At 70.7% G+C, this 25702-nt stretch carries 29 protein-coding genes; 19 read left to right on the top strand and 10 right to left on the bottom strand.

Going from position 1 to position 25702, the window contains the following annotated elements; genetic code table 11:
* Together AB0F91_RS31570 and AB0F91_RS31565 are read right to left on the bottom strand one after the other, a co-directional pair.
* On the bottom strand, positions 1-1897 hold a 1897-nt coding region (locus tag AB0F91_RS31570; RefSeq protein ID WP_360603397.1), incomplete at its 3' end, for an arylsulfatase.
* A 107-nt stretch (positions 1898-2004) separates the two neighbouring features.
* Positions 2005-2682, bottom strand: coding sequence for a GAP family protein (locus AB0F91_RS31565; protein WP_360603395.1), 678 nt, complete (start codon positions 2680-2682; stop codon positions 2005-2007).
* A gap of 221 nt (positions 2683-2903) precedes the next feature.
* Here AB0F91_RS31565 and AB0F91_RS31560 point away from each other — a divergent pair, with 221 nt between their 5' ends.
* The 3 genes from AB0F91_RS31560 (at position 2904) to AB0F91_RS31550 (ending at position 5178) form a co-directional block, all read left to right on the top strand.
* Complete coding sequence (locus tag AB0F91_RS31560) at positions 2904-3857, top strand: formylglycine-generating enzyme family protein (RefSeq protein ID WP_360603393.1); 954 nt, start codon at positions 2904-2906, stop codon at positions 3855-3857.
* 22 nt (positions 3858-3879) lie between these two features.
* Positions 3880-4779 (top strand): HAD family hydrolase, encoded by a 900-nt coding sequence (locus AB0F91_RS31555; RefSeq protein WP_360603391.1) that lies wholly within the window; start codon positions 3880-3882, stop codon positions 4777-4779.
* A gap of 141 nt (positions 4780-4920) precedes the next feature.
* On the top strand, positions 4921-5178 hold the full coding sequence (locus AB0F91_RS31550; RefSeq protein ID WP_360603389.1) for a DUF2255 family protein: 258 nt from the start codon (positions 4921-4923) through the stop codon (positions 5176-5178).
* A gap of 121 nt (positions 5179-5299) precedes the next feature.
* On the opposite strand, the gene AB0F91_RS31545 is transcribed toward AB0F91_RS31550, so the two are convergent.
* Positions 5300-5593 (bottom strand): hypothetical protein, encoded by a 294-nt coding sequence (locus AB0F91_RS31545; RefSeq protein ID WP_360603387.1) that lies wholly within the window; start codon positions 5591-5593, stop codon positions 5300-5302.
* A gap of 163 nt (positions 5594-5756) precedes the next feature.
* A complete protein-coding gene (locus AB0F91_RS31540; protein ID WP_360603385.1) occupies positions 5757-6287 on the bottom strand; it encodes a PadR family transcriptional regulator in 531 nt (176 codons plus the stop codon).
* Between the two features lie 80 nt (positions 6288-6367).
* Between AB0F91_RS31540 and AB0F91_RS31535 the strand changes: the two genes are divergently transcribed.
* From AB0F91_RS31535 to AB0F91_RS31510, 6 genes are read left to right on the top strand one after another with little or no spacing between them, the layout of a single operon-like run.
* Complete coding sequence (locus AB0F91_RS31535; protein WP_360603383.1) at positions 6368-7921, top strand: AMP-binding protein; 1554 nt, start codon at positions 6368-6370, stop codon at positions 7919-7921.
* The gene (locus AB0F91_RS31530; RefSeq protein WP_360603381.1) at positions 7918-10302 is read left to right on the top strand and encodes a xanthine dehydrogenase family protein molybdopterin-binding subunit; all 2385 of its coding nucleotides are present in this window, start codon (positions 7918-7920) and stop codon (positions 10300-10302) included. The genes AB0F91_RS31535 and AB0F91_RS31530 overlap by 4 nt, the downstream gene beginning before the upstream one ends.
* The gene (locus tag AB0F91_RS31525; RefSeq protein ID WP_360603379.1) at positions 10302-11081 is read left to right on the top strand and encodes an enoyl-CoA hydratase/isomerase family protein; all 780 of its coding nucleotides are present in this window, start codon (positions 10302-10304) and stop codon (positions 11079-11081) included. Before AB0F91_RS31530 ends, AB0F91_RS31525 begins: the two co-directional genes overlap by 1 nt.
* A gap of 3 nt (positions 11082-11084) precedes the next feature.
* Complete coding sequence (locus AB0F91_RS31520) at positions 11085-11918, top strand: FAD binding domain-containing protein (protein WP_360603377.1); 834 nt, start codon at positions 11085-11087, stop codon at positions 11916-11918.
* The gene (locus tag AB0F91_RS31515; protein WP_360603375.1) at positions 11915-13132 is read left to right on the top strand and encodes a 2Fe-2S iron-sulfur cluster-binding protein; all 1218 of its coding nucleotides are present in this window, start codon (positions 11915-11917) and stop codon (positions 13130-13132) included. Before AB0F91_RS31520 ends, AB0F91_RS31515 begins: the two co-directional genes overlap by 4 nt.
* The gene (locus tag AB0F91_RS31510) at positions 13129-14289 is read left to right on the top strand and encodes a serine hydrolase domain-containing protein (RefSeq protein WP_360603373.1); all 1161 of its coding nucleotides are present in this window, start codon (positions 13129-13131) and stop codon (positions 14287-14289) included. The genes AB0F91_RS31515 and AB0F91_RS31510 overlap by 4 nt, the downstream gene beginning before the upstream one ends.
* 78 nt (positions 14290-14367) lie before the next feature.
* On the opposite strand, the gene AB0F91_RS31505 is transcribed toward AB0F91_RS31510, so the two are convergent.
* On the bottom strand, positions 14368-15114 hold the full coding sequence (locus tag AB0F91_RS31505; protein ID WP_360603371.1) for an SDR family oxidoreductase: 747 nt from the start codon (positions 15112-15114) through the stop codon (positions 14368-14370).
* Positions 15115-15140: 26 nt separating this feature from the next.
* Between AB0F91_RS31505 and AB0F91_RS31500 the strand changes: the two genes are divergently transcribed.
* Both AB0F91_RS31500 and AB0F91_RS31495 read left to right on the top strand, forming a co-directional pair.
* Positions 15141-15461: an ArsR family transcriptional regulator gene (locus tag AB0F91_RS31500; RefSeq protein WP_360603369.1), complete on the top strand. Its 321-nt coding sequence runs from the start codon at positions 15141-15143 to the stop codon at positions 15459-15461.
* A 34-nt stretch (positions 15462-15495) separates the two neighbouring features.
* Positions 15496-16329, top strand: a complete 834-nt coding sequence (locus AB0F91_RS31495) for an alpha/beta hydrolase (protein ID WP_360603367.1) — start codon at positions 15496-15498, stop codon at positions 16327-16329.
* Positions 16330-16333: 4 nt separating this feature from the next.
* Here AB0F91_RS31495 and AB0F91_RS31490 read toward each other — a convergent pair whose 3' ends face one another.
* On the bottom strand, positions 16334-16843 hold the full coding sequence (locus AB0F91_RS31490) for a hypothetical protein (protein ID WP_360603365.1): 510 nt from the start codon (positions 16841-16843) through the stop codon (positions 16334-16336).
* Positions 16844-17023: 180 nt separating this feature from the next.
* Here AB0F91_RS31490 and AB0F91_RS31485 point away from each other — a divergent pair, with 180 nt between their 5' ends.
* The 8 genes from AB0F91_RS31485 (at position 17024) to AB0F91_RS31450 (ending at position 20189) form a co-directional block, all read left to right on the top strand.
* On the top strand, positions 17024-17491 hold the full coding sequence (locus AB0F91_RS31485) for an SRPBCC family protein (protein WP_360603363.1): 468 nt from the start codon (positions 17024-17026) through the stop codon (positions 17489-17491).
* A gap of 54 nt (positions 17492-17545) precedes the next feature.
* Positions 17546-17710, top strand: coding sequence for a hypothetical protein (locus AB0F91_RS31480; RefSeq protein WP_360603361.1), 165 nt, complete (start codon positions 17546-17548; stop codon positions 17708-17710).
* The gene (locus tag AB0F91_RS31475; protein WP_360603359.1) at positions 17707-17844 is read left to right on the top strand and encodes a hypothetical protein; all 138 of its coding nucleotides are present in this window, start codon (positions 17707-17709) and stop codon (positions 17842-17844) included. Before AB0F91_RS31480 ends, AB0F91_RS31475 begins: the two co-directional genes overlap by 4 nt.
* A 55-nt stretch (positions 17845-17899) precedes the next feature.
* The gene (locus AB0F91_RS31470) at positions 17900-18232 is read left to right on the top strand and encodes a plasmid stabilization protein (protein ID WP_360603357.1); all 333 of its coding nucleotides are present in this window, start codon (positions 17900-17902) and stop codon (positions 18230-18232) included.
* 91 nt (positions 18233-18323) lie between these two features.
* Positions 18324-18683, top strand: a complete 360-nt coding sequence (locus AB0F91_RS31465) for a VOC family protein (protein WP_360603355.1) — start codon at positions 18324-18326, stop codon at positions 18681-18683.
* A gap of 35 nt (positions 18684-18718) precedes the next feature.
* Positions 18719-18940 carry a hypothetical protein gene (locus tag AB0F91_RS31460; protein WP_360603353.1) on the top strand — a complete coding sequence of 74 codons (222 nt, stop codon included), beginning with the start codon at positions 18719-18721 and terminating at the stop codon, positions 18938-18940.
* A gap of 98 nt (positions 18941-19038) precedes the next feature.
* Complete coding sequence (locus tag AB0F91_RS31455) at positions 19039-19584, top strand: hemerythrin domain-containing protein (RefSeq protein WP_360603351.1); 546 nt, start codon at positions 19039-19041, stop codon at positions 19582-19584.
* A complete protein-coding gene (locus AB0F91_RS31450) occupies positions 19581-20189 on the top strand; it encodes an endonuclease (protein ID WP_360603349.1) in 609 nt (202 codons plus the stop codon). The genes AB0F91_RS31455 and AB0F91_RS31450 overlap by 4 nt, the downstream gene beginning before the upstream one ends.
* Before the next feature lie 42 nt (positions 20190-20231).
* On the opposite strand, the gene AB0F91_RS31445 is transcribed toward AB0F91_RS31450, so the two are convergent.
* Genes AB0F91_RS31445 through fdh form a run of 4 tightly spaced genes read right to left on the bottom strand, consistent with a single transcriptional unit; the run spans position 20232 to position 25681 of the window.
* Positions 20232-20639 carry an SRPBCC family protein gene (locus AB0F91_RS31445; protein ID WP_360603347.1) on the bottom strand — a complete coding sequence of 136 codons (408 nt, stop codon included), beginning with the start codon at positions 20637-20639 and terminating at the stop codon, positions 20232-20234.
* 56 nt (positions 20640-20695) lie between these two features.
* Positions 20696-21619 (bottom strand): NrfD/PsrC family molybdoenzyme membrane anchor subunit, encoded by a 924-nt coding sequence (gene nrfD, locus AB0F91_RS31440; RefSeq protein ID WP_360603345.1) that lies wholly within the window; start codon positions 21617-21619, stop codon positions 20696-20698.
* Positions 21616-22467: a 4Fe-4S dicluster domain-containing protein gene (locus AB0F91_RS31435; protein ID WP_360603343.1), complete on the bottom strand. Its 852-nt coding sequence runs from the start codon at positions 22465-22467 to the stop codon at positions 21616-21618. The genes nrfD and AB0F91_RS31435 overlap by 4 nt, the downstream gene beginning before the upstream one ends.
* The gene (gene fdh / locus AB0F91_RS31430) at positions 22460-25681 is read right to left on the bottom strand and encodes a formate dehydrogenase (RefSeq protein WP_360603341.1); all 3222 of its coding nucleotides are present in this window, start codon (positions 25679-25681) and stop codon (positions 22460-22462) included. Before fdh ends, AB0F91_RS31435 begins: the two co-directional genes overlap by 8 nt.
* Between the last annotated feature and the right edge of the window lie 21 nt (positions 25682-25702).

The raw sequence follows: 25702 nt of genomic DNA, 5'->3' as shown, positions 1-25702 counted from the left end.
CGTTGCCCGGAATGTCCACAAGGGACCCGATGGCGTAGGACCGGTTGCGGATGTTGACCGCCTGTTGCTCGGGCACGTCGGCGACATCCGCGTAGTAGACGTACCGATTGCGGGCCGCGGACAGCTGCGGCCGCGGCGTGTTGAGGATTTCCAGTGGTGACCGGTCGTCGAGGGGGAACGCGCCGTTGGCGGTGGCCTCGGTGAACCAGAGTTTGGTGAGCTCCTCGAGCTTGTCGGGGTGTTCGGCCGCGAGGTCGTACACCTCGGAGCGGTCGACGTCGGTGTGGTAGAGCTGCCACACGTCGTCGTCGAAGTTGCTCCAGCCGCTGATGGTCGGGTGTGTCGTCACGGCCTTCCAGCCGTCGTGCCAGATCCCGCGCGAGCCGAGCATCGAGTAGAACTGGGTGGATCTGGCCGAGGGCGCCGACGGATCTTCGAAGCTGTAGCGCATGCTCACCCCGTCGAGCGCGCTTTGCTTGTGTCCCTTGATCGCCTCCGGCACCCGCACGTCCAGGCAGTCGAGCACCGTGGGCACGAGGTCGACGGCGTGGTGGTACTGGTGGCGGATCTCGCCGCCGTGCCCGAGTACCGACGGCCAGGAGATGATGCACGGGTCGGCTGTGCCGCCGTTGAACTCGTAGCGCTTCCACATCTTGAACGGCGTGTTGAAGGCCATCGCCCAGCCGTTCGCGTAGTGGTTGTAGGTCTTCGGACCGCCTAGCTCGTCGAGCATCGCGAGGTTCTCGTCGAGATCGTCGGGGATGCCGTTGAACAGCTTGTTCTCGTTCACCGAACCGTTCGGGCCGCCCTCGCCGCTGGCGCCGTTGTCGGAGACCAGGATGACAAGCGTGTTGTCCCGTTGCCCGGTCTCCTCCAGGTGGTCGAGAAGCCGGCCGATGTGGTGGTCGGCGTGGGCGAGGAAACCCGCGTAGACCTCGGCCATCCGCGCGAAGAGCCGCTGTTCCTGAGTGGACAGGGAGTCCCACGGCTTCGTGTAGTCCAGCGGAGGGAACGGCTGCCCGTCCGGACCCTGGCGGGTCTCGGGTGTGCCGATCGGATTGATCGGCGGGAGCTCGGTGTCGGCCGGGACGATGCCGATCTCCTTCTGCCGCGCCAGCACGGTCTCGCGCAACGCATCGTATCCCCGGTCGAACTGGCCTGAGAATCGTTCGATCCACTCCCGCGGCGCGTGGTGCGGCGCGTGGCACGCCCCCGGTGCGTAGTAGAGGAAAAACGGCTTGTCCGGCGCGATCGCCTTGGCGTCCTTGATGAACTCGATCGCCTTGTCGGTGATGTCGTCGGTGAAGTGGTAACCCTCCTCGGGCGTTTTCGGTTGGTCCACGGGGTGGTTGTCGTACACGAGGTCGGGGTACCACTGGTTCGTCTCGGCGCCGAGGAACCCGTAGAACCGCTGGAAACCGCGACCGGTCGGCCAGTTCCGCCGTGTCGCGGCGAGGTTCATCTCGTCGGTCGGGCACAGGTGCCACTTGCCGACGATGTAGGTGTTCCAGCCCTGCTCCTCGAGGATCTCGGAGATCATGCCGTTTTCCGGCGGGATGGTGCCGTTGGCGTTCGGGAAGCCGATCGCCGCCTCGGTGATGCACGCCATCGCGTTGCGAGTGTGGTTGCGGCCGGTGAGCAGGCAGGACCGGGTCGGTGAGCACAGCGCGGTCGTGTGCCACTGCGTGAACCGCACGCCGTCGGCCGCGATGCGGTCGACGTTCGGGGTGTCGATGACGCCGCCGTAACAGCTCATCGCGGAGTACCCGACGTCGTCGAGAACCATGTAGACCACGTTCGGCGCGTCGTCGGCCGCCTGTGGTGGTTCGAACGGCGCCCAGTCCGGCACCGAGTCGCGGATGTCGACGTTGATCTTGCCCTGGAACGAATTGTTCATGTCACTCCTCAGCTCGCGCGACAGCGCCCGGCTCCACGTGGACCATCCGACCTCGAACGCCGGCGCCCGGCCTCACCTGCACCAGGTGAACACCGCAGGTGCCGGGTTCACGCGAGCGCACCGATGCCCTTGCCGATCAGAACCGCGCCGATGACGAGCAGCACGACCGCCATCACTACGGCGTTGTTGTGTTCCAGCCATTTCCGCAACGAGGTCAGCGTCGGCGTCATGCGTTTCCTCGCCACGAGATAGCCGACGACGGGAACGAGCACGGTCGAAGCCGCGACGACGGTGTAGACCGCCACCGCGACGACGTTCTCGGCAACGGACAGACCACCGCCCGCGACCACGGCGCCGGCGGCCACTGCCATCGCGAGGTTCTTCGGGTTGACCGCCGCGAGCAAGAAGCCGAGTCCGACCGCCTTCACCTGCGTGAACCGGTCGATCGTCGCCATCCAGGTGGGCAGCGTGGCCTGCGTGCCGGGCGTCGGCCTGGCACGCCACTGTCCGAACGCGAGCGCCAGGCACCCGACCCCGAGCAGCAGGAGGACGATGGCTGTGACGGTCGACGGACCGGTGCCCTCTTCCGTGCCGGTGGTGGCCCCGAGGACCAGCGCGACCACGGTGGTGGCGACGACGATTCCGGCGACCCACCCGAGCAAGTACCCCACGCTCGCCGCGGCGGCCCGTGGTGCGAGCAGCATCAGGATGACCGCGATGACGGGCACGGGCGAGATCGCGACGCCGACGGCGAACGGCAACAGGTCGCCGATGACCCCGTTCACGGTGCCCGCGGCAGACCGAGCGCAGGCCCGCTGTCAGACCGGAATGCAGGTTCCAGGCCGGCGAGGGCTGTCATTCGCGGACCCTAGGCGATCGCGGCGGGCGGCCGCGTCACCCCCGGCGAGCGAGAAGTCCCGCGCAGGTCATCCGGGAAGGGTGATGACGCGCGGTCAGGGCCACTGGGAACGTGTGCCGACGTCGCGCACAGCAGGTAGGGGTACGGATGGCCACCGCGCACACGGGGCAGGGACGTCGGCAGGGGGCGGGCGCGAAGCCCGGCCTGACCACGGAAATGGTGTGGATCGGCGGGCGCACGTTCGCGATGGGCTCCGACGAGCACTATCCGGAGGAGGCCCCGGTCCACGACGTGACCGTCGGCGGGTTCTGGATCGACCCCACCGCGGTGCGCAACCGCCGCGACTTCGAGCGCTTCGTCCGGGCGACGGGCCACGTCACGCTCGCCGAGCGCGCACCCGATCCGGCGGACTATCCGGACGCCTTGCCCGAGCTCCTCGTGCCGGCATCGTCGGTGTTCGTCGCACCGCGGCACGAGGTCGACGTGCGCGACGCCTACCGCTGGTGGCGCTCCGTGGCCGGTGCGGACTGGCGGCACCCGGCGGGCCCTGGCAGCTCGATCCGCAAGCGACCCGATCATCCCGTGGTACAGGTGGCTTGGGAAGACGCCGAGGCCTACGCGCGCTGGGTGGGCAAGGACCTCCCCACGGAGGCGGAGTGGGAGCTCGCCGCGCGGGGCGGGCTCGAACGCGCCGCCTACGCGTGGGGCGAAGAGCTCACCCCCGGCGGCGGGTGGATGGCCAATACCTGGCAGGGCCAGTTCCCGTACACGAATACCGGCGCCGACGGTTACCTGGACACCGCGCCGGTCGGGCGCTACCCGCCGAACGGCTACGGCCTCCACGACATGATCGGCAACGTGTGGGAGTGGACCTCGGATTGGTACTCCGCGCACGCCGACCAACCCGGTTCGTGCTGCGGCCCGAGCCCGCGTGACCGCAGCATCGAACGCGGTGAACGCGTTCCGCGCAAGGTGGTCAAGGGCGGCTCGTACCTGTGCGCGCCGAACTACTGCCGCCGTTACCGCCCTGCCGCCCGCATGGCGCAACCCGTCGACACCGCCACCTGCCACGTCGGCCTCCGCTGCGTGGTCCGGCCCTGACCATCGGAAGGAGAGTGGTCCCGTGCTGACCACCTGGCGCGACGGCGCCGCGAAGAAGGCCATCACCGAGTTCGTCGAGCACGCAGCAGAGGTACCGGCCGACGAACGGGTGGCCACATTCGACAACGACGGCACCCTGTGGTGCGAGAAACCGGCCCCGATCCAACTGGACTTCATCCTCCGTCGCCTCGTCGCGATGGCCCAGGAGTCACCCGAGCTGCGCTCGCGCCAGCCTTGGAAAGCCGCGTACGAGAACGACCTGGCGTGGTTCGGGGCCGTGGTCGCCGCACACTACGCCGGGGACGACACCCAGCTCCCCGCACTCGCTGCCGGAGTGCTGGAGGCCTATACCGGCATCGGCGTCGAGGACTTCGAAGCCCAGGCCAACGAGTTCCTCACCACCGCCCAGCACCCCACATTGCACCGGCCGTACGTGCAGTGCGCCTACGCGCCGATGGTCGAGCTGCTGGCCTACCTGCGGGACAACGGTTTCAGTACCTATATCGCGTCCGGCGGCGGCCGCGACTTCATGCGGCCCATCAGCCAAGCGGTTTACGGCGTGCCGCGCGAGCAGGTCATCGGCAGCACCGCGACACTGTCCTATGAGGACGACGAACGCGGCGGAACCATCCGCCACCAACCCGTGCTGGACTACCTCGACGACGGCCCGGAGAAGCCCATCCGCATCTGGAGCCGCACCGGACGCCGGCCGCTGCTGGCCGCGGGCAACGCCAACGGCGACGTCCCCATGCTGCGTTTCACCCACCACACCGGCAAACCGACCCTGCGACTCCTCGTACTCCACGACGACCCCGAGCGCGAGTTCGCCTACACCACCGGCGCCGAACAGGCACTCGACCAGGCCCACCGCGACGGCTGGACGGTGATCAGCATCCGCGATGACTGGCACACCGTCTTCTGAGTCACCGCCGGTGCGCCGCTTGCCCATTTCTGAGTCAGGGACTCGATGCGTGAGCCGCGATCACGGCCGCGGCGAACTCGCGGGTGTGTCAGTCGGCGAGCCGAGCACCCGAACGCTGCGGGTCCCGACGGTGATGCCTGGGTGGAGGTCGGTTTCGTCCTCTTCGACGGGACGCTGTTCGTCCGCGCGGTCCGTGGTCCGGTCTCCCGGTGGTTCCAGGCCGCTTCGAACCACCGCGGGGGCCGTATCCGGGTCGACTCGCTGAGCCGCGCCGTCGTGTTCGCTGCCGACGGCGAGGACCCGGCCGGGATCGACGAGGCCTACCGGGCCAAGTTCGCCAGCCGCTTCCCTCGTCACCACTGCCCGTGCGCGAGCCGCGACGCTCCGGAGCACCACTGATTGAGACGGCCGGATCCGCCGTCAGCACGTGAGGCTGCGGGCCAGGACGTCCTTCGCACCTTGCCATCGTGTTGCGCGTGTTCCGCCACCAGCTCCAGACGCGTGGGCCGGTACCACTCCGTCATGCCGAGCGCGGCGAGGTGGTCACGCAGGTCGGCGAGCGTCGGCGGCTCGGCCGCCGCGGCCACGAGACCGCGGCGGCCGGCTCGCCGCCCGTGCTGTCCGGGTAGCCGACGAGCGCGACGTCGCGGACGGCCGGGTGCTCCAGCAGCGCGGACTCCCCGCCGGCCGCCGGGATCATGAGCACGCCGCCGACGCGGTCGGCGTCGCGGCCGAGGAGGCGGATGCTTCCGCGGCCGTCGGGGATCGCGCGGTCACTGGTGTCGTACTCGCCGTCGTCGTGGTCGGCCGGCACGGTGAGCTCACCGCTGTCGCGGCCGACGGTGGCCAGGCAGACGGTGGCGCCCCGGACGTAGAGCCGGCCCGGTCGTTCGGCGGTGATCTCTCCCAGGTCGGAGCGCAGATCGAGTTCGCTGCCCCGGGAGGTCCGGCCGCCCCGGCCGAAGCGACCGGCCGGCTCAGAACTCCTCGGCGATCGAGGACCAGAACCGCAGTGCCGCTCGTTCCATCTCCAGCCCGAGCCGCAGCGGGATCATGCGGCGCGCGTACTTCGGCTCGGAACCGAAGCGGCGCTGCATGTCCTCGTACACGGAGATGCGTTCTTCGTGCTGCTTGATCTGCTCGCGCGCCAGGTTGACGATGTTGCCGGAGTCGCCCAGCTCGTTGAAGAACAGCTTCATCTCGGCGATGTCGCGCATCTCGAAATGCTCGTGCGTGGGCGCGGCGAGCCACGCGCGCACGGCTTCGCGGCCTTCGTCGGTGAGGCTGTAGATCTTGCGCCGCCGCCCGGTCTGCTCGGTCTCGACCTCCAGCAGCCCCATGCGCTCCAGGCGCTCCGGCTCCGAGTACAGCTGGGCGTGGGGGAAGGACCAGAAGTAGCCCACCGAGTGCCCGACGGCGCGCTTGAGGTCGTACGGCGTGGACGGGCCACGCAGCCCGATCGTCCCCAGCACGACGTACGACGTCGTGCTCAACCGTCCGCTTGACATGCCCTCGACCCTACCGTAATTTCGCCCATGGTCCGAATCAGACGATACGATTCAGACCATAGATCTCCGGGAGTGCGCCGATGGACTTGGTGAGATCCTTCCGCTGGACCGCCGAGCGGTACCCGCATCGCCGGGCGGTGGGTGGCCGGCACCCGATGACCTACGCCCAATGGGACGACCGCACCGACCGCCTGGCCGGCGCGCTGACCCGGCTCGGGGTGCGTCCGGGCGACCACGTCGCGCTCCTTCTCGGCGGCGGCGAGCCACTCGCCAGCCTGCACCTCGCCGTGCAGAAGACCGGCGCGATCTCCGTTCCGCTGTCCACGCGCTTCAGCGCCGACGACGTGGCCTACTGCCTGCGCGACTGCTCCCCCGCGCTCCTGGTCACCGACAGCACCACCGACCCGACGGTCGCCGGCATCGCCGAGCTGCCGGCCCGCGCGCACTCCGGAGCCGCGCTGGACGCACCCGAGCGGGTGACGCCGCTGGCTCGGCTGCTCGATTCCCCCGCACCGAAGCACCAACCGGCCGAGGGCGACACGAGCGTCATGCTGTACACGTCCGGCACCACCGGCCGGCCGAAAGGCGTGCCGCGCCGCCACTCCGCCGAGCACGCGGCCGCGGTGGCGCACCTGATCCAGACCCAGCACCGCACCGGCGAGGTCGCCCTCGGCGTCATGCCGATGTTCCACACGATGGGCATGCGGGCCCTGCTGGCCAGCATCGTCGCGGCGGGCACCTGGGTGCCCCAGGAGAAGTTCGACGCCGAGGAGTCGCTCGAGCTCATCACCGAGGAAGACGTGAGCGCGCTCTACCTCGTGCCGACGGCGTACTGGTCACTGGTCCACACAGGACGGCTGTCGGAGGCGAAGTCCGTGCGCCGGCTCGCCTACGCGGGCGCGTCGATGACATCCGCGCTCGCCGAGCGGCTCGACGCCGAACTGCGCCCGGAGGTGTTCGTCAACCACTTCGGCAGCACCGAGATCTACACCTTCACGATCGGGCCCGACGTGCGCCGCAAACCGGGCTGTGCCGGCCGCGCCGGGGTCTTCTCGCGCGTCCGCCTGGTCAGCCCGGCCGAAGGCGCGTCCCCGGACGACGTGGTGGCGCCGGGCGAACCGGGCCAGGTGGCGGTGTCGCTCGAGAGCCCGGAGGCGTTCAGCGGGTACTGGCACCGGCCCGACGCCGACGCGAAGTCGCTGCGCGCCGGCTGGTACTTCACCGGCGACCTCGCGACCGAGGACGAAGACGGCGACCTGTGGGTCGCGGGCCGCGTCGACGACATGATCAACTCCGGCGGCGAGAACATCTACCCCGAGGACATCGAGAACGCCCTCGTGCGCTGCCCGGCCGTCGCCGAGATCGTGGTCGCCGGGCTGCCGGACGACCGCTGGGGCAGCGCGGTCACGGCGTTCGTCGTACCCGAGGTGGGGCACCGGCCCGAGGAAGCGCTGGCGCAGCTGGAGTCCTACGTCCGGGAACATTCGGGACTGCCGTCGCTGAAACGGCCCAAGCGTTACCTGGCCGTGGCCGGCATCCCCAAATCGGCCGTCGGCAAGATCCTGCGCCGCGAGCTGACCGCGGGCCACTACCACCGGCTGGCGCAGCTTGTCCCCGGCAAGGAGCGCGCATGACGGCGGCCCGGATCGAAGACGTCCCGTTGCTGTGCGGCAAGGGGAAGTTCCTCGACGACCTCGACCCCATGCGCGGCTCGCTGGTCGCGGCGGTCGTGCGCAGCCCGCACCCGCACGCGCGCATCCGGTCCGTCGAGCTGTCGCGTGCCCGCGCCCACCCCGGCGTCGCGGTGGTCCTCGGGCCGGACGACGTGCTCGCGGGGCTGAAGCCGTTCCCGCTCTCGCTCAAGACGCCGATCCGCTACTACCCCACCGGGATCGACAAGGTGCGGTTCGTCGGCGAACCCGTGGCCGTCGTCGTCGCGACCGACCGCTACACGGCCGAGGACGCGGCGGAACTGGTCGAAGTGGACTACGAGCCGCTGCCGCCCGTGGTCGACTCCACGCGCGCGATCGCCGAGGACGCACCGCTGCTGCACGAGGAGCTGGGCAGCAACGTCGCCACCGACCGCACGTTCGGCTTCGGTCCCGTCGGCGAGATCTTCGCCGGCGCCGCGCACGTGGTGACCGGCGAATACCGGTTCCCGCGCTACACGTCGGCGCCCATGGAGTGCTACTCGGTCGTCGCGGAGTGGCTGGAGGACGTCGACGGACCGGGCGTCAGCGCGTGGGCCAACTTCCACGGGCCGTTCTCCATGGTCCCGGTGCTGGCGGCGGGCCTCGGGCTGCCGACGTCGCGGGTGCGGCTGCGCGTACCGGCGGACATCGGCGGCAGCTTCGGCATCAAGTCGGGCATCTACCCCTACGTCGCGCTGATGGCCTTGGCCAGCAAGCACTGCGGCCGGCCGGTGCGCTGGACCGAGGACCGCGTGGAGCACCTGCTCTCGAGCTCGGCCGGTTCCGACCGGTGGATGCGGTTCGAGGCCGCCGTCGACGCCGACGGCAAGGTCGAGGCCCTGCGCGCGGACCTCGTCGACAACGTCGGCGCGTACCTGCGCCCGCCCGAGCCCAGCACGCTCTACCGCTGCTTCGGCAACATCACCGGCGCGTACGGCATCGGCGCGGTGGCGATCCGGGCCCGGGCGGTGGTCACGAACAAGACGCCCACCGGCCTCAACCGCGGCTTCGGCGGCCAGCAGCTCTACTTCGGGCTCGAGCGGATCATGGACCGCATCGCCCGCGAGCTCGACCTCGACCCCGCGGAGATCCGGCGGCGCAACCTGATCCAGGCCGGCTCATTCCCGTACCGCACACCCAGCGGCGGAGTGTACGACTCGGGCGACTACCCGCGGGCGTTCGAGCTGGCCCTGCGCAACGCCGACTACGACAAACTGCGCTTGCGCCGGCGTCAGGCGCGCGAAGCCGGCGAGTACTTCGGCATCGGCATGGCGACCATCGTCGACCCGTCGGCCACCAACATCGGCTACGTCGGCCTCGCCACCCCGGCCGAGCAGCGCGCGAGCGGGCGCGGCAAGTCCGGCAGCACGGAGCACGTCCGGATCAGCGTCGACCCGCAGGGCGTGGTGTCGGTGCTGCTGGGCACCGTGCCGCAGGGCCAGGGACACGCCACGGTCGCGCGCCAGCTCGTGGCGCAGCGGCTGGGGCTGCCGCAGGAGTCCGTGCGGCCGGTGGTCGAGATGGACACGGCCACCACACCGTGGACGATCACCTCCGGCAGCTACTCCTCGCGCTTCGCTCCCCTGCTCACCAGCGCGCTCGTCGCCGCGGCCGACAAGATCGCCGAGACGATCCGGGCCGCGGCCGGGGTGCTGCTCGACACGGATCCGGCCGAGCTGGAGCTGGCCGAGGGGTTCGTGCGCAAACGCGACGTGCCCGATCAGCGCGTGGCGTTCCGGCACGCCGCCGGATTGGTGCACTGGGACCCCGGGTCGCTGCCCGAAGGAGTGCCGGCGCGGCTTTACGAGGAGGCGGCGTTCAACCCGCCCCAGGCCAAGGCACCGTCCACAGGGGACCAGATCAACTCCAGTCTCTGCTATGGCTTCGTCGCCGAGCTGGTCGCGGTGCGGATCGACCCGGTCAGCCTCGCGGTGCAGGTCGAGCTCGTGTCGACGGTGCACGACGCCGGCACGATCCTGAACCCGAAGCTGCTGGAGGGCCAGGTGCACGGGGCCCTCGCGCACGCGCTCGGCGGCGCTCTCTATGAAGAGCTCCGCTACACCGATTCGGGCCAGCCCACGTCGGCGACGTTCATGGACTACCTCTGTCCCACCAGCGCGGAGGCCGGCTACCCGCTGATCAGCGACCACCTCGAGACGCCCTCGCCGTTCACCACGCTCGGCGCGAAGGGCTGTGGCGAGGGTTCGAGCATGAGCCTGCCGGTGGCGATCGCCAACGCGGTCGCCGACGCGCTCGGCGTCGAGGTCACGACCCTGCCCCTGCACGGCAACGTCGTGCACGAACTACTGGAAAGGAAGGCCTGATGGCGCTCACCGGAGGCGAGATCCGGCTCGGCCGCACCCACGACGGGCAGGTCGCCGAGCTGACGCTCTCCCACGGCCGCTTCACGATCATCACGTGGGAGATGCGGCAACGGATGGCGGAGCTGTTCGCCGAGATCGACGCCGACGCCGACGTGCGCGTGGTGGTGCTGAAGTCCGACGGCGAGCACTTCTCCTCGGGCGGCGACATTCCCGGCTTCATGGAGGTCGAGCCGGTGGACTTCACCGACCTCGGCCACAACGTCACCGCGCCCTCGCGCAGCAAGAAGATCGTTGTCGCCGCCGTCGACGGCTACTGCTTCGGCGTGGGCCTGGAGCTCGTGCTGTCCACGGACATCCGGCTGGCGACGCCGCGCAGCCGGTTCGCGCTGCCCGAGATGAAGCTCGGCATGATCCCCGGCAGCGGCGGCACGCAGCGGCTCGCGCGGTTGATCGGCCTGTCACGCGCCAAGTTCCACATCCTCACCGCCGAGCGGATCACCGGCGAGCAGGCGCTGGACTGGGGTCTGGTGGCCAAGCTCGCGGCCGACCGCGACGAGCTGTACGCGGAGACGGACAAGGTTGTCGAGACGCTGCTGGGCTACTCGCCCATGGCGGCGCGCACCGCCAAGGAGGTGCTCGACAAAGGCGTCGACGGGCCGCTCTACACCGGCATCGAGCTGGAACGCAAGGCCTATGCGATGCTGCGGGCGAGCCACGATTTCGCCGAGGGCGTGGCGGCGTTCACCGAGAAGCGGCCCGCGAAGTTCCAGGGGCGCTGAACCGTGAAAGCCGCACCGTTCGCGTACGTCCGGCCCGCCACGCTCGACGACGCCGTCGCCGAGCTCGTGCGCAGCGCCGGTGAGGGCAAGGTGCTGGCGGGCGGCCAGTCGCTGGTGCCGATCCTGGCAATGCGGCTGGCGCGTCCATCCACTGTGGTCGACATCGGCGCACTGTCCGAACTGGACTTCGTTCGCCGCGAGGGCGACGAGCTCGTGATCGGGGCATTGGTGCGCCAGCGGGCACTGGAAGGACATCCGCTCGCCGCGGCCGTGCCTCTGCTGCGCTTGGCGCTGCCGTGGATCGGGCACCGCGAGCTGCGCAGCCGGGGCACGGTGTGCGGCAGCATCGCGCATGCCGACCCCGCCGCCGAACTGCCCGCCGTGGCCTGCTGCCTGGGCGCGTCGCTCGAGATCGCCGGTCGGGCCGGCCGGCGCACCGTGGCCGCGGCCGAGTTCTTCCACGGCGCCATGGCCACCTCGGTCGGCGCCGAGGACGTGCTGGCCGCGGTGCGCTTCCCCGTGGCCCGCCCGGGTGAGGGCTTCGGGTTCGGCGAGATCGCGCGTCGCCACGGGGATTTCGCGCTCGCCGGGGTGGCCACGCGGTTCCGGGCCGAGGACGGGGAAGCCGTGCTCACCGCCTTCGGGGTGTCCGATCGTCCGGTCACGCGCGACATCACCGGCCTCGGCGACGACGACGTGGCCGGACTGGCCCGCGGTCTCGTGGACACCGCGGGCGACACCCACGGCTCGCGCGAGTACCGGCAGCGGCTCGTGGCGGCGCTGGCCGTGCGTGAGCTGGCCCGGGCCCGGCGAGCGGCGGAAGGAGGATCGGCATGACAATGCCGCGGCCGGTCCGCGCGGAAGCCGGCGAGCCCCTCGACGTGACGATGACCGTGAACGGCACGGAGGTGACGCTGTCGCTGCCCGCGCGTGTGACGCTCGCCGACGCGCTGCGCGACCACCTCGGCCTCACCGGTACGCACCTGGGCTGCGAGCACGGCGTGTGCGGAATGTGCACGGTGCTGGTCGCCGGCTCCGCCGCCCGCGCGTGCCTGCTGTTCGCCTGCCAGCTCGACGGCGCGGACATCGTGACGGTCGAGGGCCTCGGCCGCCCGGACGACCTGCACCCGTTGCAGGAGGCGTTCGGCGCGCACCACGCGCTGCAGTGCGGGTTCTGCACCCCGGGGTTCCTGCTCAGCTCCTACGACCTCCTGGCACACAAGCCGGAAGTCGCCGAGGAGGACCTGCCCGTGGAGCTGTCCGGCGTGCTGTGCAGGTGCACGGGGTACCGCAACATCCTCTCCGCGGTGTCCGAAGTGGCCGGTGCGCACCGCGACGGCATTCCCGAGCCGCGCAACTGCGGGCAGCACGTGCTGATGGGCCACACCGCGGCCAAGCCCGGTGCCGAGACCGCGCCCGAAGCGACGGGCGTCCAGGACATCGAGCTGCCGCAAGGGGACCCGACGTTCACGGTCGAGGTCACCCAGGAGCTCACCGCGCCGCTGGAGAAGACGTGGGCGGTGCTCGACGACATCGACCTCGTCGCCGCGTGCCTGCCGGGCGCGGAGATCACCGAACACCTCGGCGAGGACCGCTATCGCGGTCACGCGCGGGTTTCCGTCGGGCCGATCCGGCTGTCGTTCGCGGGGCTGGCGCAGGTCACCGAACGCGACGCGGACGCGCACCGCCTTCGGGTGACCGGCCAGGGCGAGGACGCCGGCGGCGGGCGCACCCAGGCCCATATCCTGCTCGTCGCGGACGAAGCCGGCGCCGGGACGCGGCTGCGGGCGACCGCACAGGTATACCTGACCGGCCGGATCGCGCAGTTCGGCCGGGCGCTGGCCGGCGACGTCAGCCGGCGCATGTTCGAGCAGTTCGCCGCGGCCGTGGAGGAGACCGCGGTGTCCGGGGTGCGCACGACGGCAAGGAAGCCGCCGGGCGCACTGGCCCTCCTCGCAGCCACTCTCGCGGCGAAAGCCCGGGAATGGGGCCGGCGCCTGCGCCGGGCCGAGCACAACCCACCCACACATCCGAAAGGGACTCAACGATGAGTTCGACCGCCCCGATCGACAAGATCCTGAGCGACGCCGTCGACGCCGGCGACGTGCCCAACGTCGTGGCCATCGCCGCCGACGACAACGGCATCATCTACGAAGGCGCCGCCGGTCCGCGCGCCGCCGGCAGCGACGACCCCGCGTCCGCGGACACGCACTTCCGCATCATGTCGATGACCAAGATGGTCACGACCGCCGCCGCGTTGAAGCTGGCCGACCAAGGGCAGCTCGACCTCGATGCGCCGGTCGAGCGGTACCGGCCCGAGTTCGCCGAGATGAAGGTGCTCGAAGGCTTCGACGGTGACCGGCCGAAGCTGCGGGCGCCGGCCTCGCAGGCGACCGTGCGGCAGCTCATGACGCACACCTCGGGCCTGAGCTACTGGTTCTGGAACGCCGGCATCGTGAAGTGGGAGCAGGCCACGGGCGTCCCCAACGTGCTGTCGGGACAGAAGATCGTGCTGACCGCCCCGATGGTCGCCGACCCCGGCACGAAGGTCGAGTACGGCACCAACACCGACTGGCTGGGCCAGGTGGTCGAGGCCGTCGCCGGGGTGACGCTGGACGTGTTCTTCAAGGAGCACATCACCGGACCGCTGGGGATGACCGAGACGTCGTTCGCCCCGACCGGCTCCCAGCGCGCCAACCTGGCCCCGGTGCACGTCCTGGGTGAGGACGGCAAGTGGGTGGCCACCGACATCAACATTCCCGAGCAGCCCGAGTACTGGGCCGGCGGACACGGTCTGTACTCCACGCCGCGCGACTACCTCAAGTTCCAGCGGATGCTGCTGGGCGGCGGCACGCTCGACGGCACGAAGGTGCTGGAACGCTCCACTGTGGACGCCGCGTTCACCAACCAGATCGGCGACCTGGACTTCCCGGCGCGTATCCCGACCGCCGACCCGACGTCGTCGTTCGACTTCGCCGCGGGGCCGGGCCACAAGTGGGGCCTGGGGCTCGTGCTCAACAGCGAACAGCGGCCGGGTATGCGCGCCGCGGGCAGCGGGACGTGGGCCGGGCTGTGCAACTCGTTCTTCTGGGTCGACCCGGTGAACCGCGTGACGGGCGCGATCTACAGCCAGTCGCTGCCGTTCGTGCCGCCGCCGTTCGTCAAGCTGTACGAGAACTTCGAGCGGGCGCTGTACGCGACGATTTAACGGGGCCTCCCCTCAAGCGGCGACGTCCCCGGCCGGGTGCCGCGACCATCCGGCCGGTGTCGTCGGACCGACCCGGGCTCAGGCGGCCAGCGCCAGCCCGCCGTCCACGGCGAGGACCTGACCGGTGAGCCACGCCGCGTGCGGGTCGGCCAGTCGGACGACCCATGCGGCTACGTCGGCCGGATGACCGCGGCGGCCCAGCGGGATGAGCTCGGCCTCGGCCGCCTTGACGCGATCGACCTCCTCCGGCGACAGCCCCGCCGACACCAGCGCTTCGCTCTCCGTCGGCCCGGGGGCGACCGCGTTGACGCGCACTCCGTCGGGCGCCAGCTCGAGCGCCCAGCTGCGCGTGAGGGATTCGACAGCCGCCTTCGACGCCGTAGTGGGCCGCACGGCCGGCGGGCGGTGGCCGAAGGTGCTGGAAACATTGACGATCGCGCCCCGGCTTTCGCGCAACGGCTTCAGCGCGGCCCGCGCGAGCAGGCTCGGCGCGACGACGTTGACGGCGAACAGACGCTCGACCCCCTCGGCGGTGGTCTCGGCCAGCGGCATCCCGGTGAAGATGCCGGCGTTGTCGACCAGCACGTCGAGCCGGCCCCAGCGGCGCAGTGCGGCGTCCACAACGGACTCCGCGGCCCCGGTTTTCGCGAGGTCGGCCGCGTGGACCTCGATCGCCGGATGCCGGGCGGCGGTCTCGGCGAGAGCGTCGGCCCGCCTGCCGACGACGAGGACCTTCGCCCCCGCGTGCGCGAACGCCTCCGCACTCGCGCGGCCGATGCCCGAGCAGGGCGGTACTCCCCCGACGAACGGATCCGCATCAGGCACCCGACGCCCCGCCGGCGCCCGAGGACATGAAGCTGGCCGAGGTGCTCTCCGCGTTGAGCGACTCCGTCCGCCTCGGCCTGGTGCGCCAGCTCGCCGACGGCGCCGAACGCAAGTGGGGCGACCTGCGCGCGCCCGTCGCGAAGTCGACGCTCAGCCATCACCTGAAAACCCTTCGCGGCGCCGGCGTCACCGAAACCCGCGAAGACGGCACGCGCTGCTTCGTCACCCTCCGCCGCACCGCGCTCGACCAGCGATTTCCCGGCCTCCTTGACGCGGTGCTGAACGCCGCCGACGAGGAGCGGATCGGCGAAGCGCCCGCGCTCGACAGGACCGCCCGGCGGCCCTAGCCTGACTAGAGCGATCGCTCTAGCGGGAGGTGCCATGCCGACGATCGAGCTGTCCGCCGGGCCGATCGACTACGTGGACACCGGCGGGGCCGGGCCCGTGGTCGTGTTCACGCACGGGTTTCCGATGAACGAGACGCAGTGGCGCAAGGTCGTCCCGCTGCTGGCCGGCTACCGGTGCGTGCTGCCGACGCTCCCCCTCGGCGCCCACCGCCAGCCGATGCGCCGCGACGCGGACCTCTCCCAGCGCGGCCAGGCGCTGCTGCTCGGCGAGTTCCTGGAGCGCGTCGGCCTCGCCGACGTCACCCTCGTCCTCAACGACTGGGGCGGTCCGCAGTTCTTCGTGTCCGAAGGCCGTGCCGACCGCGTCGGCCGGCTGGTGCTCGTCGCGTGCGAAACGTTCGACAACTTCCCGCCACCGCCCGCCCGGCCGCTGGCGCGCCTGGCCAGAGCGCCCGGCGGAGTCTGGTTCCTCATGCGCCTGTTGCGCACGAAGTTCTTCCGCCACAACGAAAAGACTTACGGTGTACTCGCCAAGCACGGCATCCCCGACACCGTGCTCGACGACTGGTTCGCCCCGGCCAACCGCGACCGCGCGATCCGCCGCGACCTGGCCAAGTTCGCCGTCTCCACCCCGGACCGCGACATCCTGTTGCGCTGGACCGCCCGGCTCTCCGACTTCGACCGCCCCGTGCTGGTCGTGTGGGCGCCGGAGGACCGCATGATGCCGGGCTCCCACGGCCGCCGCCTGGCGGAACTCTTCCCGGCCGGCCGGCTCGTCGAGATCGCCGACTCGTGGACGCTCGTCCCGGAAGACCAGCCGGACCGCCTGGCGGAAGTGCTGCGGGAGTTCCTGCCCGCGGCGGCGTGAGCCGCTACTGCTGATACGGAGGGCGCGGCTGCTGGTATCCCTGCGGCGGCGCCGGCGGAAACCCCTGCGGCGGCGGGAAGCCCGGCTGCGGCCGGTATCCCTGCGGCGGAGACTGCGGAACCGCCGGCGCGGGCGGGTATCCCGGCGGCGGAGCGAAGCCGGGCTGCTGCCCGGGCCAGGGCTGGGGCACCGGGCCGGCACCCTGACTGGCCCGTCGTCGGATCGCGACGACCAACCGCCAACCGCACGCGGCCGCAATTCCCGCGCCGATCCCGAACGCGACCCACCGGCCGCCGCCCTCGAAGGTCTTCTCGTCCTCGATCGACTCCTGCAGTTTCTCTTCGTAGGTCTCGCTCGACGTCACGCCGTACTGCGTCCTCTCACAGGTCTGCCCCGGCCGCATCTCGTCGCTGCCGCACAGCACCTTGCCGGATGACCCGGTGCCGAACAGGCCCAGCGCCATCAACCCCAGCCCGAACAGCAGGCCGACAGACCACCAAACCACGCTTTTCATCCATCCCCCTCGGGTATCAAACCGGATAGCGGGGCATATCAGATCACAAAACGAACTGTGACGCACAGGCTTCAGACGTAACTTCCGAAAAGAGTGAACCCCGCAGGGCCGGCCGGGCGCCGTTTCGATCCACGCGCACCGGGTAGGCCGCGAAGGAACGCACACGACGAAGGGAGCACCATGAGCACCATCACCGAGTTCGTGGACGTGCACGTGCCGGTTTCCGCGGCGTACAACCAGTGGACGCAGTTCGAGTCGTTCCCGCGCTTCATGGACGGCGTTGAGGAAGTGCGCCAAGTCGACGACACGCACACGCACTGGAAGATCGCGCTGGGCGGGGTCACGCGGGAGTTCGACGCGACGATCACCGAGCAGCACCCCGACGAGCGCGTGGCGTGGGCATCTGACTCCGGGCCGACGCACGCGGGCGTGATCACGTTCCACCGGCTCGACGACGAGACCACCCGGGTGACGGCTCAGATGGATCTGGACCCCGACGGCTTCGCCGAGACCGCGGCCGACAAGCTCGGCATTCTCGACCGGCGGGTCAAGGGCGACATGCAGCGGTTCAAGACGTTCATCGAGCACCGCGACGGCCGCGAAACCGGCACGTGGCGCGGTGACGTCGCTCCCCCGCCGCAGCACTGACCCGGTTTCACCGCCCGTGCGCGGTGGTAACCGGCAGGCAGGAAGGGAGCCCCCATGACTGCCGACGAGAAGCAGCTGGACGAGCAACTCGAAGAAGTGCGCCACGCGGTCAGCGAGGCCAAGGACGCCGCCCAGGAAGTCCGCGACTCGCGCCCGGATCCCATGAGCTCCGGCGCCGAGTCGGCGGCCTCGGACGAGCGGCAGGAGGACTCACCATGAGCGAACCGGAAAAGCACGAAGAACGCGACGATCCCTACGGCGAATCCGCCGAGGAGCAGCGCGAGACGATCCGCGGTGAAAAGGGCACCTCGCAGGACCCGCACGACGACACCGACCCGCAGTCGGGCTCCTGACGGGTTTGCCTTGCACCGCAGCGGGTATCCGCCGGTCAGGAGCGAAGGAGGAGCCGTGCCTCAGGAAACCTGGAGCGACAAGCGCGAGCGTCAGTACGAGCACATCAAGTCGTCGCAGAAAGACCGCGGTGCCAGCACTTCCCGGGCCAAGGAGATCGCCGCCCGCACGGTGAACAAGAACCGCGCCCGTTCCGGCGAGTCCCGCACCGCGAGCAAGACCTCGATCCGCGACAAGAGCCCGCAGCAACGCGGCGGGGAACGCAGTGGCAGGCGCCTCGGGCCGGGCGGGCCGACCAAGGACCAGTTGTACAACGAGGCCAAGCAGCGCAACATCAAGGGGCGCTCGAGCATGACGAAGAAGGAATTGCAGGAAGCCCTGGGCCGCTGACTGTCGGCCCGGCCCGATCCCGTCGGCAGGTCCCTGCCGACGGGATCGGCGCGTCCGCTGTGGACCGTTCTCCTGACGAGGGAGGCCACTCGTGAGCAGCAGGCTGATCGCCGTTGCCATCGACTGCCGCAACGCCGAGGCACTGGCCGAGTTCTGGCGTGAGGCCCTGGACTACCCGGCCACTGAACGCTGGACGGACCACCACGGGCTGACCTACGTCGAGCTCAAGGCGCCCGGGCGGCCGTCGCTGCTGTTCCAGCCCGTGCCCGAGGACAAGACGGTGAAGAATCGGCTGCACCTCGACGTCGCGCCCGGCTCCGTCGAGCAGCGCGACGAGGTCGAACGCCTCGTCACCCTCGGCGCGAAGATCCTCGACGACCCGGACGACGAGCACTGGATCGTCCTGGCCGACCCGGAGGGCAACGAATTCTGCGTTCTGCCGAGGCGTTGAGCCCCGGGCGGTTTCCTCCGCGAGCACCGAGGCGGGTGCATGCAGCGCGAACGGGAGCCGGCCCTGGAAGCGGCAAAGCCGAGGCCGGCCGCCGAATCCCGCACTTCACCGAGGTGCACTACCGGATGTGGGCCGGCTTCGCGGGCCGGTCTGCGGGTTCGACCCGTGGGGCCTGGTCCGCCACCCCCGAGCTGATCGTGACGGTCGACGAGCCGGAGCTCGTCGCCGAGGCGGTCAACCGCATCGCCGGCCGCTGAACGGAGCGTCGCGGAGGACCACGTGAGTGGCGTTCACCCGAGCGGTTGACCCGATTCGGAGTGGGTACCCGATGGGGCGTCGACGCTGGGAGCACGCCATGAGCACTGATGACCTCGCCTCCGTCCTCGCTCAGGACCACCTGGTGTTGAGCAGGATCTGCACCGAGCTGGAGACCGATCACGGCAGCCCGGAGAACCGCAGGGAAGTGGCCGATCACCTCATCGCACAGCTGGTGCGGCACGAGGTCGCCGAGGAGCCGTACCTCCCGCCCGGTCCTGCTGCACTGCACGGCGCCGACGGCTTGATGCGCCGACTGGAAGGCCTGGGTCCCCAGGACGCGCGATTCGAACGCTTGCTGGCGACGTTGATCCACGCCGTGCGCCGGCACCTGCGCGAGGCCGGCCCCGCGGTCACCGGGCTGCGCAACCGCCACCCGGCCGCCCGGTTGCGGGAGCTCGGCCGCGACATCCTCGAAACCCGGCAGGCCGCGGACTCGCTGCCGCACCCGGCGATCGCCGACCGCACACCCCCGAACGCGCTACTGCGGACGGGACCGGGATTCGTCGATCGCGTCCGTGCGGCGCTGACCCCGTCCACTGAGGACCGATCGCAACCGGCTGCGACAGGAAGGCCACGCGGATGACCACAGTGGACGACGTGCTAGCCGAGTACGGTAGGACCCACGCCGAGCAGGCCGGCATCAAGCTCGCCGACAAGCCGCAGCCGCTGTACCAGCTGCTCGTCCTCACCACGCTGATGTCGGCGCGCATCGGTTCAGACATCGCCGTGGCCGCGGCGAAGGAGCTGTGGCGGGCGGGCTGGCGGACCCCGAAGGCCATGCGCGACTCCGAGTGGGCCGACCGCGTCCACGCGCTGGGGCGCGGCCGCTACGTGCGCTACGACGAGAGCACCGCCCGCTACCTCATGGACAGCGCGGAATTCGTGCACGAGCGCTACCACGACGATCTGCGCAACCTCGCCGAAGCGGCCGACGGCTCGCCGGAACGCCTGGAGAAGCTGCTCACGGAATTCCCGCGCATCGGCCCGACCGGCGCGCAGATCTTCTGCGAAGAGGTCCAGGCCGTGTGGCCGTGGGTGCGCCCGTACTTCGACAAGCGAGCGCTGGCCGGCGCGAAGAAGGCCGGGCTGCCGGCCGATCCCGAGAAGCTCGCGGGCCTGGTGTCCGGTGCCGACGTGGCGCGGCTCGCCGCCGCCCTCGTGCAGGTGAACATCCACACCAAGAGCTGAGAATCGGCGCTGCCGGGTTCACGCCCGGCAGCGCCGCCTCGCTCACGGGTCCACGGTGGAGTCGGCGACCGCGGTGTGGGCCAGCGCCGCGACCGTCTCTTCGAGGCCGCGCTGGATCTCGCCGCTGGAGCCCTCGCGGACGCTGCTCAAGGTCACCTCCACGCGGCTGGCCGTGGGTCCGGCCTCGTCGATCGAGAGGGTGCCGTGGTAGTCGTCCGGGCCCTCGGCGCCCCACGACAGGGTGCGGGTCCCTTCGTCCACCTTCAGCCAGGCCTCGCCTTCGACGTGCCGACCGTGGACCTCGGCCTCCACGTGGACGGTGTCACCGCCTTCAGGGCGCGCCGCCTGCATCTGCGAGAAGTAGTGCGGCAGGTTGCGCGGTTCGCGCAGGTACGCGAAAAGCTCGTCGGCGGGCAGGTCCACCGTGGCACTGTGCCGGTAGTCGGTCATGGGAACACCTCCTGTCCCGCCGGGTACCCGCGGGCCGCCCCACCAACCACCGCCGGTCAGTCACCGCGCGAGCCCGCCGACCGCTCGCGTTGCGGGACCACGACGTACTTCGGGTCCCGCGCCGACGCCACCCCCGCTTGGTAGACACCGAACCGCGTGCACAGGCCGGCCGCGAGGTAAGCCGCGCCGCTCGCCACCGCGGCCACTTTGCTGCGCCGGGCCGCGAGCGAAAACGCGGCGCCCGCGGCCGTGAGACCGCGGGCCGCCTTCATGAGGTTGCCCGCGCGACCGGTGCGGTACGGCTCGGACACGATCCCGAGGCCGTGCTCCAGGTGCTGCGCCACCGCCAGCTCCGCCACCGCGCCGACGATACCCGCGCGCACCACCGGCCCGAGCTCGGCGGAAGGCGCCCCCAGCAACGCCGCACCGGCGCCGCTCGTCACCGCGCTGCCCGCGAACAGCACCGGCAGATGCCGCCGCGCCTCGTGCCAGGACGGCGTCGCGGTGTCGGCCAGCAGCACCGCGGTGTAGGTGCACATCGCCGGCCCCAGCACACCCGCCGCGGCGCCCGCGAGCTTGCCGACCGGGGGCAGCAGGCCGGTTTCCGCGGAGCCGGCTGACACCGCGGCCAGCCCCGAGAACGGCGCCAGGATCCACGAGCCCACCGAAAGCGGCGACGTCGGCTTGAGCACCCTCAGCATGTGCAGGAACCGCGCCGGCCGCCCGAGGTCGTGGATCAGCGCGACGACACTCGCGCTCGCGCCGGCGGCCGCGACCAGGCGGCCGACGCGCGCGAGGCCCGGCCGGCCGGTGAGCGTCGCCAGGCTCGCCATCGTCGCCGACGAGCCCGCGGCTCCGCCGAGGAACAGGTACAGCGGCACATCCGGCTGCTTCCACGCCGGTTCCTTCAGGATCGGCCGCCCGTAGTACGAGGTGAACTCGACCGGGTCGACCATCGTCGGTTCGCGGCGCGGGCTCATCGCCGCCGCCCCAGGAACGAGACCACGAGTGTGCCCGCCACGCCCACTGCCGCGGCCGCCGCGCGTTTCCACATCTGCGGCAGGTGTTTCGTCGGCACGACGGGGTCAGGAGGGAACCCGTAGACCTCCGGTTCGTCCAGCAGCAGAAAAAACGCGCCGTCGCCGCCGACGCCGTCCTCGGGGTCGCGGCCGTAGAGTCGCGCCTCGGGCACGCCGGATCCGCGCAGGTCGCGCACCCGCTCGTCGGCGCGCTCGCGCAGCTCGTCGAGCACGCCGAACTGGATGGAGTCCGTGGGACACGCCTTGGCGCACGCCGGTTCCAGACCGGCGCCGAGCCGGTCGTAGCAGAGGGTGCACTTGAACGCGCGGCCGTCGCTCTCGCGCCGCTCGATCACGCCGTACGGGCAGGCGGGCACGCAATAGCCGCAGCCGTTGCAGATGTCCTGCTGCACCACGACGGTGCCGAACTCGGTGCGGAACAGCGCCCCCGTCGGGCAGACGTCGAGGCACCCGGCGTTGGTGCAGTGCTTGCACACGTCGCTCGACATCAGCCAGCGCACACCGGGATCTTCGGCGTCGCCGTCCGGTGCGGGCGCGCCCACGGCCGGCATCCCGAGCTCGACGGCCGGCGGGGCGGGCGGCACAGGTTGCTCCACGAACGCGACGTGCCGCCACGCGTTCGCGCCGAGGTCGCCGGTGTTGTCGTACGACGTGCCGAGCAGGTCGAGGTCCTGTCCGCCGGGCACCTCGTTCCACTCCTTGCACGCCACCTCGCACGCCTTGCAGCCGATGCACACCGAGGTGTCGGTGAAGAAGCCCATCCGCGGTTGCTCGCCGTACTCAGCCATCCGCCCTCCTGCGGTACTCCTGCACGAAGTCCAGCAACGCCGGGCCCCGTGGGCGACGGCCCGGCACGATGTCGCATGTCGCCGCCTTCGACTCCTGGATGTGCACGTTCGGGTCCAGCACGACGCCGAGCAGGTCGTTGGCCGCGTCGCCGCGCGAAAGCCCGCTGGGTCCCCAGTGATAGGGCAGGCCGACCTGGTGGATCGTGCGGCCGCGCACCTTGAGCGGTTTCATCCGCGCCGTCACCAGTACCCTGGCCTCGATCGCGGTGCGAGCCGAGACGATCGTGGCCCATCCGCCGTTCTCCAGTCCGCGCTCGGCCGCGAGCTCCGGCGAGACCTCGCAGAAAAACTCCGGCTGCAGCTCTGCCAGGTACGGCAGGGTGCGGCTCATCCCGCCCGCGGTGTGGTGCTCGGTGAGCCGGTAGGTCGTGAACACATACGGGAAGGCCATGCTACGGGCCGGGTTGTACGGGTTCGACGGCGTGATCAGCGTCTGGCGCGCCGGATTGTCCGACTGGCCGTACAGTGCATTGTCCACAGGGGACTCGAACGGTTCGTAGTGCGTGGGCAGCGGTCCGTCGGCGAGCCCGGCGGGCACGTAAAGCCAAGCGCGGCCGTCGGTCTGCATGATGAACGGGTCGGCACCACCGAGGGCGTCCTGCGCCCTGGCGCCCGCGGGCGGCACGTAGTCCGGACGCTTGGTCGCCTCGAAGTCGGCGACGTCGGGCCCGGCCCAGCGGCCCTCGTCCTCGTCCCAGTAGACGTACTTCTTGCGTTCGCTCCACGGTTTCCCGGCCGGATCGGCCGACGCGCGGTTGTAGAGGATGCGCCGGTTCGCCGGCCACGCCCACGCCCACTCGCTCGCCACCCAGTCCTGTTCGGACCCGGGCTTGCGGTCCGCCGCGTGGTTGTGGCCGCCGGCGCGCACACCGCAGTAGATCCAGCAGCCGCAAGAGGTGGACCCGTCGTCCTTGAGCTGCGTGTACGCCGACAGCGGACCTTCGGGGCCGTGGCCGTTGATCTCGGCGAGCACCGAATCGGCCGAGGGTTCGTCGAGCGGCCCTTCGGTCGGATAACTCCACGTCAGCTCCTGGACCGGCAGATCCCGTGGATCCGTGCTGTCGGCCAGCTTCTCCCTGATGAGCCGGCCCAGGTGGTAGTAGAACCACAGGTCGCTGCGCGCCTCCCCTGGCGGCTCCACGGCTTTGTGGTGCCACTGCAGCAGACGCTGCGTGTTCGTGAAGCTGCCGTCCTTCTCGGTGTGGGCGGCGGCCGGCAGGAAGAACACCTCGGTACCGATCTCCGTGCTCGCCAGCTCCCCCGTCTCGATCTCCGGCCCGTCCTTCCAGAACGTCGCAGACTCGATCATCTGCAGGTCGCGCACCACGAGCCAGTCGAGGTTCGCCAGTCCCAGGCGCTGCATCTTCCCGTTGGCCGAGCCGACGGCGGGGTTCTCGCCGACGAGGAAGTAGCCCTTGCACGTGCCCTCGATCTGGTTGCGCACCGTGGCGTAGGTGCCGTGTTCGCCGGTCAGGCGCGGCAGGTGGTCGAAGCGGAAGTCGTTGTGCGGCTGGGCGGCGTCGCCCCAGTACGCCTTGAGCAGGCTCACCATGTAGGCGTCCATGTTGCCCCAGAAGCCGGTGGCGCCGGCGTCGGTGGCGACGTAGTCGTCGAGACTGAAGTGCTGGTGCGCGTGGGGCATCGGCAGGTAGCCGGGCAGGATGTTGAACAGGGTCGGGATGTCGGTGGAGCCCTGGATGCTCGCGTGCCCGCGCAGCGCGAGGATCCCGCCGCCGGGACGGCCGATGTTGCCGAGCAACGTCTGCAGGATCGACGCGGCGCGGATGTACTGCGCGCCGACTGTGTGGTGGGTCCAGCCCACCGAGTACACCCACGCCGTCGTGCGCTCGCGGCCGGAGTTCTTCGTGACCGCTTCGGCGATCTCCAGGAACTGCCGCACCGGAATGCCGCAGACGTCCGCGACGACCTCGGGCGTGTAGCGGGAGAAGTGGCGCTTGAGGACCTGGTAGACGCAGCGGGGGTGCTGCAGCGTCTCGTCCATGTGCGGTTTCCCGCCCACCGCGGCGCCGCCGCTGCCGTAGGACTCGGCGCGCGCGGAGCTCTGGTGGTCCTCTCCACCGTGGTGCTGCTCACCCGGCAGCTCGGCCTCGCCGGTCCCCGCGGCGGGCAGGGTGTCGACGCCCTCGTAGGCCCAGGTGGACACGTCGTACCGGTGGTTCTCGGGGTCGTAGCCGGAGAAGACCCCGTCGAGGTCTTCGGTGTCCCGGAAGTCCTCACGCAGGATCGCGGCGGCGTTGGTGTAGGCCAGCACGTACTCACGGAAGTCGAGCTCGTGGTCCAAAACGTACTTGATCAGGCCGCCGAGGAACGCGATGTCCGAGCCCGCGCGCAGCGCCGCGTGGGTGTGCGCGACCGCGCTCGTGCGCGTGAACCGCGGGTCGACGTGGATGATCTTCGCCCCGCGGGCCTTGGCCTCCATCACCCACTGGAACCCCACGGGGTGGGCCTCCGCCATGTTGGAGCCCTGGATCACGATGCAGTCGGCGTTGACCAGGTCCTGCTGGAACGTCGTGGCGCCTCCACGACCGAAGGAGGTCCCCAGACCGGGAACCGTGGCGGAGTGTCAAATACGGGCCTGGTTCTCGATCTGGATCGCGCCGAGCGCGGTGTAGAGCTTCTTCATCAGGTAGTTCTCTTCGTTGTCCAGCGTCGCGCCGCCGAGACTGGCCAACCCGAGGGTGCGCTTGAGCGGCACACCCTTCTCATCGGATTCCTCCCACGTCTCGGCGCGCGTGCACAGAACCCGCTCGGCGATCATCTCCATCGCCTCGTCGAGCGGCAGACGCTCCCAGTCGGTGCCGTACGGGCGGCGGTAGAGCACCTCGGTGACCCGGCTCGGGCTCGTCACGAGCTGTTTGCTGGCCGAGCCTTTGGGGCACAGGCGGCCGCGCGAGATGGGCGAGTCGGGGTCACCCTCAATTTGGGTGACGCGCTCGTCCTTGACGTAGACGTTCTGCCCGCACCCGACCGCGCAGTACGGGCACACCGACTTCACGACACGGTCCGCGTCCTGGGTGCGCGCGTGCCAGGCCTCGGAGCCGCCGGACTTCGCCGCGACACCGCGAGCCAGCCGGTCGGGACCGGTCAGCTGCCGGTACACGGGCCAGCCTTCGATCCACCGCCGGACACCCATGCTCGCCAACCTAATCCCTTC

This window comes from Amycolatopsis sp. NPDC023774, assembly GCF_040639695.1.
Classification (GTDB): domain Bacteria; phylum Actinomycetota; class Actinomycetes; order Mycobacteriales; family Pseudonocardiaceae; genus Amycolatopsis.
Note: the sequence above shows the minus strand (reverse complement) of the source record. Positions and strands in the feature narration are given on the sequence as shown.